At 51.6% G+C, this 12882-nt stretch carries 10 protein-coding genes; 5 read left to right on the forward strand and 5 right to left on the reverse strand.

Annotation, left to right across the window (positions count from 1 at the left end):
• Nucleotides 1-58: 58 nt before the first annotated feature.
• Together H3001_RS04195 and H3001_RS04200 are read left to right on the forward strand one after the other, a co-directional pair.
• Nucleotides 59-1105 carry an alpha-L-fucosidase gene (locus H3001_RS04195; RefSeq protein WP_181214157.1) on the forward strand — a complete coding sequence of 349 codons (1047 nt, stop codon included), beginning with the start codon at nt 59-61 and terminating at the stop codon, nt 1103-1105.
• Between the two features lie 181 nt (nt 1106-1286).
• The gene (locus tag H3001_RS04200; protein WP_178243787.1) at nt 1287-2864 is read left to right on the forward strand and encodes a sulfatase family protein; all 1578 of its coding nucleotides are present in this window, start codon (nt 1287-1289) and stop codon (nt 2862-2864) included.
• An 86-nt stretch (nt 2865-2950) separates the two neighbouring features.
• Here the strand turns inward: H3001_RS04200 and H3001_RS04205 are convergent, their stop codons facing one another.
• From H3001_RS04205 to H3001_RS04225, 5 genes are all read right to left on the reverse strand, one after another.
• On the reverse strand, nt 2951-3745 hold the full coding sequence (locus H3001_RS04205) for a hypothetical protein (RefSeq protein WP_178243785.1): 795 nt from the start codon (nt 3743-3745) through the stop codon (nt 2951-2953).
• 277 nt (nt 3746-4022) lie between these two features.
• Nucleotides 4023-5222, reverse strand: a complete 1200-nt coding sequence (locus H3001_RS04210; RefSeq protein WP_181214158.1) for a THUMP-like domain-containing protein — start codon at nt 5220-5222, stop codon at nt 4023-4025.
• A 154-nt stretch (nt 5223-5376) separates the two neighbouring features.
• Nucleotides 5377-5847: a thioredoxin gene (gene trxA, locus H3001_RS04215; protein WP_181214159.1), complete on the reverse strand. Its 471-nt coding sequence runs from the start codon at nt 5845-5847 to the stop codon at nt 5377-5379.
• Nucleotides 5848-5955: 108 nt separating this feature from the next.
• The gene (locus H3001_RS04220; RefSeq protein ID WP_181214160.1) at nt 5956-7038 is read right to left on the reverse strand and encodes a linear amide C-N hydrolase; all 1083 of its coding nucleotides are present in this window, start codon (nt 7036-7038) and stop codon (nt 5956-5958) included.
• A gap of 117 nt (nt 7039-7155) precedes the next feature.
• Nucleotides 7156-8802 carry a fimbrillin family protein gene (locus H3001_RS04225; RefSeq protein ID WP_181214161.1) on the reverse strand — a complete coding sequence of 549 codons (1647 nt, stop codon included), beginning with the start codon at nt 8800-8802 and terminating at the stop codon, nt 7156-7158.
• A gap of 411 nt (nt 8803-9213) precedes the next feature.
• Between H3001_RS04225 and H3001_RS04230 the strand changes: the two genes are divergently transcribed.
• From H3001_RS04230 to H3001_RS04240, 3 genes are read left to right on the forward strand one after another with little or no spacing between them, the layout of a single operon-like run.
• The gene (locus H3001_RS04230) at nt 9214-10467 is read left to right on the forward strand and encodes a TolC family protein (RefSeq protein WP_181214162.1); all 1254 of its coding nucleotides are present in this window, start codon (nt 9214-9216) and stop codon (nt 10465-10467) included.
• 11 nt (nt 10468-10478) lie between these two features.
• Entirely contained in the window at nt 10479-11366 is an 888-nt protein-coding gene (locus H3001_RS04235; protein ID WP_181214163.1) for an HlyD family secretion protein, read from the forward strand.
• Between the two features lie 27 nt (nt 11367-11393).
• Nucleotides 11394-12851 (forward strand): ATP-binding cassette domain-containing protein, encoded by a 1458-nt coding sequence (locus H3001_RS04240; protein ID WP_181214164.1) that lies wholly within the window; start codon nt 11394-11396, stop codon nt 12849-12851.
• The last annotated feature ends 31 nt before the right edge of the window (nt 12852-12882 follow it).

The raw sequence follows: 12882 nt of genomic DNA on the forward strand, positions 1-12882 counted from the left end.
TTACCTCCGTACAATCACATAGGCAATATCTTCAATTATTTTAAATAAATCTTTACACATGAAAAACTTTTTACTCACATGCGGATTCCTGGGAGCCTTCGGGAGTTCCTTTGCCCAAGAGCTTATCTTACCCCAACCGTCCGTACAGCCCAGTCGGGCACAACAGGAACAGATTGCACGGAAATACGGAATGTTCATCCACTTTGGCATCAATACGTTTCATGACGAAGAATGGACCGACGGAAGCAAGCCGGCCTCTTCGTATGCACCTTCTGCCATCGATGCGGAACAGTGGATACGTACCGCCAAAGAGGCAGGAATGAAATACGTGATACTGATTGCCAAACACCATGACGGCTTCTGCCTGTGGGACAGCCGTTACACGGAATACGACGTGGCCAGCTCCGGCAATCCGACAAACGTCATCGAGGCCGTTGCCAGGGCTTGCCGGAAATACGACATCGGACTGGGACTGTATTATTCGTTGTGGGACAGAAAGGCCAATGCCGATGTAGAAGACTGGAAGAAAGACGAGGCATACAACCAGTATATGCTGAACCAGCTTACGGAACTGATGGATATCGTAAACGACTATACGAAGGTAGTGGAATTCTGGTTCGACGAAGGATGGGTAAAGCAGAACTACCGCTGGCCCGTGATGGACATCTACCAGACCATCAAGCAGAGGATGCCGGAATGCCAGGTGGGAGTAAACTGGACCATCGGTGCCCCGGAGAATGCGGATAAGCACCCGGTGATTCCGCAAGAGCAGAAAGAGGGATATCCGATACGGTATTTCCCCAGTGACTTCCGCTTGGGTGCCCCCTATCTTCCAACGGACAACGATCCGAAAATATTCGTCCACAACGGACGGCAGTATTATATGCCCTGGGAATCGACCGTCTGTATCAGCAAGCGCTGGTTTTACAATACCACCGACAACGAGTTCAAGTCGGTCGATGAACTCGAAAAACTTTTCTGCCAAAGTACCAAGAACGACAATATCCTGATCCTGAACTGTCCTCCCAACAGGGACGGCAAACTGAGAGACCAGGATGTCAACATTCTGAAAGCACTGTATAAACGGATAAAGAAGTATTTGTAACACATTACATAACAACCCTCTTTCTATATATCTGAAAAAGCAGGGTCCTTTCTATTTTTTCAGATATATAGAAAGAGGAATTCTCGACTAAAATATCTACCTTTGTCGAGGACTGCCGCACAAGGTCCTACGACCATTACAGACAGCAGTCCGGCAATAAACAATAATTAATTCAAATACCATGAAATCCAACACAGTAATTAAACTATTTTGCTTTTCATCAGTAGGAGTTTCATCGCTGGCTCTTACTTCGTGTTCCGAACCTCAGAAACAGGACGAACGTTTCAATATTGTCTATATCATGACCGATGACCATACGGCGCAGATGATGAGTTGCTACGACAACCGCTATGTGGAGACGCCCAACCTGGACCGTATTGCAGCGGAAGGAGTAAAATTCACCAACAGTTTTGTAGCCAACTCGCTGAGTGGTCCGAGCCGTGCCTGCATGCTCACGGGCAAGCACAGCCATGCCAACGGATTCTATGACAATACGACCTGTGTATTCGACGGTTCGCAACAGACCATGCCGAAGCTGCTGCAGCAGGCAGGATACCAGACAGCCATCATCGGAAAATGGCACCTGGAAAGTCTGCCTACCGGATTCGACTACTGGGAGGTCCTGCCCGGACAGGGGGATTACTACAATCCGTCTTTCATCGAAATGAACAATGATACGGTGACCGAAAAGGGATATCTGACCAACCTCATTACCGACAAGAGTATCAACTGGCTGGAGAACCAGCGCGACAAGAACAAGCCTTTCTGTCTTTTCATCCATCACAAGGCCTGCCACCGCGACTGGCTGCCGGAACTGAAGTACCTGTCGCTGTATGAGGACAAGACCTTTACCATGCCCGACAACTTCTACGATGACTATGAGGGCAGGGAAGCGGCCAAGACTCAGGAGATGAGTATCCTGAAGGACATGGACATCATGTATGATACCAAAATGTACGATCCGAAAGGTGAGTCACGGCTGAAAGCTACGTACGAAAAGCTGATCGGCCGTCTGGATCCGGAAGACCGTAAAGTATACGATGCCTTCTATCAGCCTATCATCGATGAGTTCTACAAGAAGAACCCGCAGGGAAAGGAACTGGCCGAATGGAAGTACCAGCGTTACATGCGCGATTATGCGAAGGTGCTGAAATCGTTTGACGATAATGTAGGAAGGGTGCTCGACTACCTGAAAGAACATGACATGCTGAAAAATACCCTGATTGTCTATACTTCCGACCAGGGATTCTATATGGGTGAACACGGATGGTTCGACAAGCGTTTCATGTACGAGGAATCCATGCGTACCCCGCTGATCATGCGTCTGCCGGACAATATGGCACAGAAGGCCAAGGGAGATATTCCGCAGATGGTACAGAACATCGACTATGCTCCTACGTTCCTGGAACTGGCCGGTGCAGAGATTCCGGAAGACATACAGGGAGTTTCACTGCTGCCGCTGCTTAAGGGCGAGAAACCAGCCGACTGGCGCAAGTCGCTGTACTATCATTTCTATGAGTATCCGGCCGAACACATGGTGAAACGTCATTACGGAGTACGTACAGAACGCTACAAACTGATTCATTTCTATAACGACATCGATGCGTGGGAACTGTACGACCTGCAGGAGGATCCGAAGGAAATGAACAACCTGTATGGTAAGGCGGGTTACGAGAAAATCACCGAGGAACTCAAGGCGGAACTGGTAAGACTGCAGACACAGTACCACGATCCGATAGAGGAAAAACTGAAGAAATAAGATTTCAAAGACGGATATCTGATAATAACGGACGGCTCCGGCAGGCAGAGTTCAGGCTCTGCAGACTGCCGGGGTCGTCCGTCTTTTTATGCATCTCTGCGGCGGACAGTGCTTGTCCCCTGAAATTCACGCGCCAGCGGATAGAACTCGAACTTCTTCAGGAGATACTCCATCTGGTCCAACGACCGGGCCACCCCGTCCGGGGAGGGCAACTCCCTGCACTTGAACACTGCCGTCAGCAGTCCGTTATAAGGTATTAGGTTCTGGCAACTCTCTTTATCACGGCAGTATACCTCCCACTCTGTCCAGAACGCAGCCGTCAGCCGTTTTTCGGCATCCATCCATTTCCGTTCGGTACCGGGCATAGGAGCAAAATATACTCCCGCAACAAAACATTCGTAGGTGTGAAGGGTCTTTCCCTTCAGGCTCATTTCCGGCACCATTGTATAGGCAATCTCAAACTGCACGTCGTTCCGGAAAAGCATATAGTTGGAGAAACGATAGCAGTACACTTCGGTGACACCGGGGAAGTAACGGCCTATGAAATCCTGCAGTTTCCGGGTAATCTTTCCGGAAAGCACAAAAGAGTAGTAATAGGAAACCAGCCAGATGAAGGGCATAAAAACGATAAAGGGAATCCAGACAGAGCCGCTCATCAGCACCCAGTCCATTTCCTCTCCACTCTTCCAGACATGATACAGAAAAGATACAAGTATCACTATTCCGCTGGCCAGTACAGGAATACCGGTGTACAGGGTGGTGAGTTTCCACCATTTCCAGCGGGAAGTGTACAACAGGTGCTCACCTGCAAAAACATGCTTGAAATATTCCTTGAAAGACAGGTTGTCTCCTTTGATATAAGTAGGGGTTGTCTTGATCATAAACGTCTGCAATTTAAAATTACCGAAATAACAAATTTACGAATAATCTTCCTGACTGCCAATTCCTTTTCCTGAATATCAGTAAATAAAATCCGGAATGATTTCTTTCGTTCTCCAACCTCCGTATGCGGGTGATAACCCCCCGCCTGCCGGGTCGTACAACCTCCGTACGGAAGTCGAAGAACCTGGCAGGCGGGGTCAGAGATTTTTCAACTAAAAAAAACACACTCAATATATAAGAAAAGCAGTTTCTTTACTTATTGCACAAGAAAGTCCGTCAGACCTTCTCACCGCGTATCAGTACCTTTTCACCACTGGCAAGGGTAGTAGCAAACAGATAAGTATCTCCCCCCTCCTTCAGCTTGAGTTTCTTCCGCAGTTCGGCCACGCTGGACGGGAAGTTGCGGACAGTGAGGTTCGCCTTTTCCACTCCCTCCAGCAGGACTTTCAAGTCTTTCTTGCCAAACCCGGAAACGGCAGTCACCCGGAAGCGGCGTCCCGGGAAATCAACCAGTCCGGAAGAGGTATAAAGGTGACTGTTCGGATGAAGTTTTTCCACTCCGTAGCGCGTGGCCAGCAGGCGGTAAGGACCGGCTTTCAACAGGGCTGTCCCCGGCTCATACAGATAGTTGCCTACGGACTCAGCCAGAAGGCATCCGGCTGACTTTTCTTCGGAAAATGTGAACTGGAAATGCTGGTGTACGGAGTTATTAACAACCTGTTCACAAGTTATAATCAACTCACCTGCAGCTGCTTCCTCTTCATCAGGAGCCTTACGAAGGAGGATTATCAACTCTTTGCACTCGTTATTCACCGACACGACATGGATGCGGCGGACGTATTGCAGATCGCGCAATGCCGAAGCCATATCGAGCATGGGAGAGAGTTTGATCATGACCGTTTTCCCTTTCTCAACCAGCAGGGGCTCCAGGCGGCAGACATCGGGTTCGCATTCGGCAATGGCCACTGTTTTTCCTCCATGACTGTCACGGCGGGCAGGGTCAAGGAACAGGCAGTCGACCGGTTCCATCGACTGAAGGTACTCCACTGCATCGGCGCAATGGATGCGTACGTGAGGCAGGCCCAGCAACGGGAAGTTATGGGCGGCAATCCGGCAGAGCGTTTCCTGCCGCTCTACATAGTCGGCACAACGGAAATTGCGGGCCAGGAAAGAACAGTCCACCCCCCACCCCGCCGTCAGGTCGGTCAGGGTATCCCCGCTTACCAGGGAAGCCTTGTAACGGGCCGTCACTTCCGAAGAACACTGCTCCATGGAGAGATGCTGCGGATAACGGATTCCTGCGGTCTGTGCCCAAAGCGGCACCTTCTTTTCAGCAATCTGATAACCGGCAATCTGCACCACCGCCTCGGCCATATCCACTGCCGGATATTTCTTTGCCTGCAACGCCAGTGTCCGTACGTCGTCACCACGGTGACTGTCAATAAACGCTAAGGTTTCGGGAGACAATTCTTTCATATTTTTTCCGTTCTAACAAACATTCCACAATAACAGGGACAAAGTTATAAAATAAACCCATAGTACAGGCAATAAAAAAAGGACCTTGAAGCGCCTCACGGCGATTACAAGATCCTTTCTAAAAAAACCTCTCAATATAACAAATCTAAAAAAATTACTTTTTCAATAAATAGTCATCTATCATCTTCTTGAATTCCGATTTGGGCATGGCCCCGTTCACTACCTGAGGCTTACCCTTCAACGGGATGAACAGCAGGGTCGGAATGCTCCGTATGCCAAAGGCGGCAGCCAGTTCCCTCTCCGCATCCGTATCAACTTTGTATACATCAATCTTTCCCTGATACTCGGCAGCCAGTTCTTCGATGATGGGAGCCACCATCCGGCAGGGTCCGCACCAGGAAGCATAGAAATCTACGATGGCCGGTCTTTCGCCCTCAAACTTCCATACGTCGGGGTTGGCCTCATAGTTGTATATCTTCGACATAAACGCAGCTTTATCCAGATGTACGGCAGCCTTCTTCTCCTTCTTTTCAGTAGCCGAACCGCCTTTTGTTCCGGAAGCATTGCCACCGCAGGCGGTCGTAACTACCAGCATTGTCAGCATCAAGAATAATATCTTTTTCATATCGGTTGCTATTTGAATGATTGTCTTCTCTATTTAATTAACAAACAAAAGAAAGAAATGGTTCAAGACAAAAACCCGATTCTTTATAAAAAAGAATTAAAAAAACGCTTATTTGACGGTAATCTCGCGTACCGGCTGCTGCTTGACGGTGTCGAGAAGGGTATCCGAATATTTTACTTTTCCAAAATTAATCCGGTTCAGGTCGATGCAGCGGATGGCACTGTCGTACATCGTACGGAAATAGATCTTGCGGTTCTTCATGTCCGTAGCCGAAGTCCACTGGGTCGCACTGGGGATATCTGCCGGCACCTGGCCCTGGGCAAACTCAATCCCTACCGGAATGTCGAAGTTGTTCAGAATCTGGAAGCCCTGGAGCACCGTAGCAAATGCATCGGGCTGTACGGGAGCCGTTGCCTGATAAAAGGCTGCACGGACGAAGCGCGAAGGAGGGGTTACGTCTCCCGGCAAACCCAGGAAACCGCTGCCGGCCCCGAAAGAGCGCAGGGAAAGGGCTCCAAGCTGTTGTCCGGGGGCGCTTCCGGAATACAGATTGACGTAATTGTTCAGGTTGGTCAGCTGCCATTCGAATCCCGGAGAATTGGTCAGCACGCCCAACTTGTTTTCATGGAACTGAAGCATTCCGTCTACAATTTCCAGGACAATCTGACGGCCGGACAAATCGGCAAAACGCCAGTGAACGGTAGAGGCACGGGGGTCGATGGCTATCACATGGACTTTCTTTACGGCTTCCATCACTTCATCGACCGTACGGCAGCTTCCCAATATCCACGAAACCAACTGCAGGTCGGCAATGCTTTCAGCCTTCAGTGCCGGCTGAAACGCTTCGTACCTGCCGTAGTTGAGGAAATAAAACAGTCCCGCAGACAGTCCGGCCTCGTTCAGTCCTTCGGCCACAAATTCCTTCTGCTCCACTGCCAGCCCCACGTAACCGTAACGGGCCGTAAACTTCATTCCGTCGGTACCGCCCGGTACATACGACTGCTGGGTGTATCCGCGAGGCACAATCACATAGCGGCTGTTCAAGTCACTGCCACCCCATTCGATGGTACGTGCCAGAATCTGTGTACTGTCTTTTGAGGCAAGCGTAATACCCGTGCAGGCCGAGGCCTGTGAACACTGAAAGACGGTTGCAATCGCCGTCAAAGCTAAAGTCAGCATCTTATTTTTCATATCTTCTACATTTTAAAAACGGGTCTTCAGTGATTGCAGACCCACACAACAAAAATAATTTTTTTCTGTGAAAAACCGACTGTCTGTCAGTCTTTTTATGTTTCTCACCCGAATTTATCATTGCTTCCACAAGGCATCGTCGCCCAGCGAAAGCGTATAGAGTCCGATCAGACGATAAGTGAACGTACCGGCACTGTTCGATATATACGGATAAAGAGTCGGCTGTTCGTTCATCGGCAGATAACGTACTTCCTTACGGTACAACATTCCTTCTCCCTTCCAGGGCGGACCGTCATTGTTGTCCACCATGTAGATGGCATTGATTTCTCCCGCCTCATCGAACTCGGCTCCCCAGATATTCACGGCATGGTCACCGTAGCCGGAGAGGTTGAATGCCACCCCTACCGCCTTATGATGCAGCAGGGCATCCTTCACCAATGTCTGAAAACGCTCTTTGGTAACCAGCATGTCATAGGTTCCCAGCGAACGGGTACCCAGCAATCCCCGGAAGAAACCGGCACGCGGGTCCGGAGTATCGGTATCGAATATGTTCTTTGAGAACACACCGTTGAAGAACCAGTTCAGTCCCTTCAGCACGTCATTACCCTGATTGGGGAAGGATTCCTTGAACAGGCGGAACACACTGCTTTCCGTCATGGAAGGAATCTCCGACGGACCGGTATAATGACCCCATTCACGGATTTGCCGGGCACAGTTGTCCATCCACCAGTGAATCAGGTTTGAGGCAGAGGCAGCCCAACACAACCGCGAGTCAGTTCCACCCAGTTTCGGCTGTATCTTATTGCAGTCGTACCAGCCGCATCCCTCCCACCAGGGCAACCGTTCACGGTTCTCCCCGGTCCACCGGCTTTCCTCCGGTGCAGTGATTCCGTCGAACCACAGTTTCCGTCCGGCCCAGGATTCTTCTTTCTTCTGAATCCGGAGACGAAGCACCGTTTCCTTTCCCTGTTCCAGTGTCCGGAAAGGACGTCCGTCGATTTCCTCGGGCAATGAAAGCAGACTGGACCGTCCGCCCAGTTCGATACGGATGCAGCCGGAACGGATCGGGTCGACCGGCTGGGCAGGCAGAATCACATAAAAAGTACGGGAATTCATCCGGTAAGGCACAATCGATTCGGGAGCCTGAGCGGCCACGGTCCATTCTCCGTTCCCCGGATTCACCTGTACGGAACGGACCCCACGGACCGTCAGTCTCATCTCATTCAGTTCCTGTTCCGAATAGCCGTCTCCTTCGCTGATGACGATACGGAGGCGCGACATCGCGTGACTGAAATGCAGGTCGACTCTTTCCTTATACCCTGCCTCTGCAGTAGCCCACAACAGGTCGGCCGCTTCCAGACTGTCCTTGGGAGCCTGGTCCGAAGGTACCGTATGCATCCAGCTTTCCCGACTCATCTTTCCGGATGCAGCCGGATAAAAAGCAGTAAACCGTACCGTCCCTGCCTGTAAGTCTTCCCAGGTAAGCGGACTGTTCCAGCGGTTTTGCTCCAGCCACAACCTGCTGACTTTCCGCATTCCGGTTCCGGCAAAAGCCAGTACCGACAGGCTGTCTCCTTCCGTAAAACGGCCGTTCCCGGCCTCATCCAGGGAAATACGACTGTTTCCGGTATTCTCCCACACTATGTTCCACTCTACGGCTGCTCCTTCCGTGCGTTCGGCAAGGGCAGCACTTTCTTCCTTCTGACAAGCCATCAGTCCCACCAGTCCTGCAGCCATCACAGCTATCCATCCTTTTTTTCTCATTTCATTCAACGCTTGTTATATGAAAAACAATAAAATAACCGGATTTGTTTTTCACGGAAGCATAAAGAAAATGAACATCCGCCGATTTTATCCGCTCCCTCCGTTTCCTGCGCATCTCAGGTCTTTTCCGGCAAGCCTTCTCCCGGGCCGATAAAAAGTCTGCATCCTTTCTCATATATATGCAGGTTTTACGCAACCGGGAGACCCCAAGCCCCATCCGGGAGATGATTTACAAAAAATTATACATCGGAACGGAATTACTGATGAGATGAAGGCAACCGTTTTTCCTGAATTTTCTATATCTTTGGATAAGATAGGATGGCCCCGGCAAGACCGCATCCGAAAACCGGATTTCCAGTGCCTCTCCCCGGCTTCCATCGTTTTGTATAAGCAACCAACCACAGTCTTACTATGATACGATTTTTTTTATTTGTGATATTGCTTCTCTTGCACACTGGCATATGCGCACAACTGACGTTGAAGGAATGCCAGGAAGCAGCCCATGACAGTTATCCGCAGGCCAGGCAGTACCAGCTGATTCAGCTCGCCGAGGAATATTCACTGCAGAATGTCCGGAAAAGAAACTTACCTCAAATCAGTCTCAGCGGAAAGGTCTCCTGGCAAAGCGAGGCCACGACCTTCCCGTTTGAAATTCCGGGTACCGGCATGAAAGGACTTCCGAAAAACCAGTATCAGGTCTTGGCTGAAGTCAGACAGACCCTCTGGGACGGAGGGCAGACTCACTATCAGAAACAGCAGGTACGGGCCGAAACGGAAGAAAAGGAACGGCAGCTCGACGTCAGCATGTATGCCCTGAACGACCGGGTGAACCAGGTTTTCTTCGGCATCCTGTTGCTGGAGGAACAGCTCAGGCAAAACGACCTGCTCCGGAAGGATCTGGAACGGAACCTTCGTGACATCGGTACTTATCAGCAGAACGGGCTGGCCAACGAGACGGATGCCGATGCGGTACAGGCAGAAATACTGCAGGTCGGACAGCAGCGCCAACAGTTGCAGTCCAACCGAAGGGCCTATCTTCGGATGCTTTCCCTGCTTACGGGAAAGGAACTGGGCGAAGATACGGTACTGGAACGGCCCACCGCAGATGACGGATGGGATGCCGCCATCATCCGGCGACCGGAACTCGAGTGGTACAGGGCGCAGGAACAGCAGATAGAGGTTCAGAAGAAACGGTTGAAAAGCAATTACATGCCACAGTTCGGTCTGTTTGCCCAGGCTGCCTACGGCAATCCGGGACTCGACCTGTTCAAGGATAAGTTCAGGACGTATGGCATGGCCGGTATCCGGTTTACGTGGAACTTCGGCTCACTCTACACACTGAAAGACGACAAACGGAACCTGGAGACCCGCCGGAAGATGGTAGATACCGAGCGGGAACTGTTCCTCTTTCATACACGCCTCCAGCTGATCGGCCAGCAGGAGCGCATCCGGACACTACGGATGCAGCTGCAGGAGGACGACGAAATCATCCGGCTGCGCACCCGCATCCGCAAGGCAGCGGAAGTCAAGGTGGCCAACGGCACACTGAGCGTCACCGAAATGCTGCGGGAACTTACGGCCGAGAGTCTGGCACGGCAGACGAAGGCACAACATGAGATGGAACTGCTCATGGAACAATTCAACATGAAACAACTGACCAATTAATTTATCGCCTTATGAACATCAGGATAGGGTTATTGGCAGGAATTGCGGTACTGACTGCCTGCCATACGGAAAAAGAGTTTGACGCCACCGGGGTATTTGAAGCTACGGAAATCATCGTCTCGGCCGAAGGAAACGGCAAGATTCTCTCACTGGACGTGGAAGAAGGAAGCCGGCTGGAAGCCCGGGAGGAAGTGGGAGTCATCGATACCCTCCAGCTTTTTCTCAAGAAATGCCAGCTGGAGGCCAGCATGAAGTCGGTAGGGCATCAGCGGCCGGATATCAGCAAACAGATTGCTGCCACCCAGGCGCAGATTGCTACGGCCGAACGGGAACGGAACCGGGTGGAAAGACTGCTGGAGGCCCAGGCAGCCAACCAGAAGCAGTTGGACGACTGGGACAACCAGCTGAGTGTCTTACACAAACAACTGGAAGCCCAGCTTTCTTCCCTGAGTCATACGACCAGCAGTCTGACAGCCCAGGAATCCTCCATTGCCATTCAAATCACACAGACCGATGACCTGCTGAAAAAATGCCACATCACGGCCCCGATTGACGGAACGGTACTGGCCAAGTATGCCGAAGCCGGGGAACTGGCCAGTGTAGGAAAACCGTTGTTCAAAATCGCCGATACCGAGCACCTGTACCTGCGGGCTTATGTCACCTCCCTGCAGCTCTCGGAAATCCAGTTGGGCAAGACCGTCAAGGTGTACGCCGATTTCGGGGACAAGCAACTGGCAGAGTTTCCGGGAGTCGTATCCTGGATAGCCGACCAGGCCGAATTCACCCCCAAGACCATCCTGACCGATGACGAACGGGCCAACCTGGTATATGCCGTAAAAATCGCCCTGACCAACGACGGAACCATCAAGCTGGGCATGTACGGCAAAGTCAAATTCTGAATCGTCTGAACTTACAGCCACAAAGCAATGGAAGACATACTTCACATCCAAGGGATAAGCAAGCATTACGGAAAGGTAACGGCATTACAGGAAATTGCCTTTCAGGTTTCTCCGGGAGAAATCTTCGGGCTCATCGGTCCGGACGGAGCAGGAAAAAGTACGCTGTTCCGCATCCTGGCCACCTTACTGCTCCCTGATACCGGAGACGGGAAGGTGCTGGGCTTCGACCTGAAAAAAGAGTACCGCCACATCCGCCGGCACATCGGATACATGCCCGGACGCTTTTCGCTTTACCAGGACTTGACGGTGGAAGAAAACCTGCATTTCTACGCGACCTTGTTTCAGACAACGGTCGAGGCACATTACGAACAGATACGGGCCATCTACGAGCAAATCGCTCCGTTCCGGGACCGGAGAGCCGGGGCGCTTTCGGGAGGGATGAAACAGAAACTGGCTTTGTGCTGTGCCCTGGTACATGCGCCCAAACTGCTTCTGCTGGATGAACCCACTACGGGAGTGGATCCCGTTTCCCGACAGGAATTCTGGGACATACTGAAGACACTGGCCCGGGAAGGAATCACCATTATCGTCTCCACTCCTTTCATGGACGAGGCACTGCGGTGCGACCGTACCGCTTTCCTGTATGAGGGGCGCATACGGGGCATCGACCGCCCGGAAGTCATCCTGAAACAGTTCAGCGACATCCTATGCCCCTCCGGTCTGGAGCGCAACCCTTCTTCGGGGAAATCCGCCCCCATTATCCAGGTCGACCGGCTGGTCAAGCGTTTCGGCGACTTTACGGCTGTCGACCACATCTCCTTCCAGGTCAACCGGGGAGAAATCTTCGGTTTTCTGGGTGCCAACGGAGCCGGAAAGACCACTGCCATGAGAATACTCTGCGGACTGAGTCTGCCCACCGAGGGGACGGCCACGGTAATGGGATACGATGTCCGGACACAAAGCGAACAGATCAAACGGAACATCGGATACATGAGTCAGAAGTTCTCACTGTACGAAGACCTGACCGTAGCCGAAAACGTACGGCTCTTCGGAGGCATCTACGGGATTCCTGAAAAAGAGATTGCCCCGAGAACGGAAGCGATGTTGAAGCGTATCGGACTGGAGAAGGAACAAAAGACGAGGGTGCACGACCTGCCTCTGGGATGGAAGCAGCGACTGGCATTTTCAGTAGCCATCTTCCACCGGCCGCAACTGGTTTTCCTGGATGAGCCGACCGGAGGCGTGGATCCGGCAACCCGGAAACAGTTCTGGGAACTCATCTATCAGGCAGCCGACCAGGGCATCACCGTCTTCGTCACCACACACTACATGGACGAGGCGGAATACTGCGACCGGATATCCATGATGGTGGACGGACAAATCCGGGCACTGGACACTCCAGAGGCCCTGAAGCAGCAATTCGGTGCCCGGAACATGGACGAGGTATTCCGCAGGCTGGCAAGGGAATCGACCCGGCAAACCTAAAAAGGCATTCCCATGAAGGACAATTCGGAAT

The sequence above is a fragment of the Phocaeicola faecicola genome, assembly GCF_013618865.1.
Lineage (GTDB): Bacteria > Bacteroidota > Bacteroidia > Bacteroidales > Bacteroidaceae > Phocaeicola > Phocaeicola faecicola.

Coding starts and splice junctions, on each gene's coding strand:
- H3001_RS04195 (WP_181214157.1), top strand. CDS start 59: ATGAAAAACTTTTTACTCACATGCGGATTCCTGGGAGCCTTCGGGAGT.
- H3001_RS04200 (WP_178243787.1), top strand. CDS start 1,287: ATGAAATCCAACACAGTAATTAAACTATTTTGCTTTTCATCAGTAGGA.
- H3001_RS04205 (WP_178243785.1), bottom strand. CDS start 3,745: ATGATCAAGACAACCCCTACTTATATCAAAGGAGACAACCTGTCTTTC.
- H3001_RS04210 (WP_181214158.1), bottom strand. CDS start 5,222: ATGAAAGAATTGTCTCCCGAAACCTTAGCGTTTATTGACAGTCACCGT.
- trxA (WP_181214159.1), bottom strand. CDS start 5,847: ATGAAAAAGATATTATTCTTGATGCTGACAATGCTGGTAGTTACGACC.
- H3001_RS04220 (WP_181214160.1), bottom strand. CDS start 7,038: ATGAAAAATAAGATGCTGACTTTAGCTTTGACGGCGATTGCAACCGTC.
- H3001_RS04225 (WP_181214161.1), bottom strand. CDS start 8,802: ATGAGAAAAAAAGGATGGATAGCTGTGATGGCTGCAGGACTGGTGGGA.
- H3001_RS04230 (WP_181214162.1), top strand. CDS start 9,214: ATGATACGATTTTTTTTATTTGTGATATTGCTTCTCTTGCACACTGGC.
- H3001_RS04235 (WP_181214163.1), top strand. CDS start 10,479: ATGAACATCAGGATAGGGTTATTGGCAGGAATTGCGGTACTGACTGCC.
- H3001_RS04240 (WP_181214164.1), top strand. CDS start 11,394: ATGGAAGACATACTTCACATCCAAGGGATAAGCAAGCATTACGGAAAG.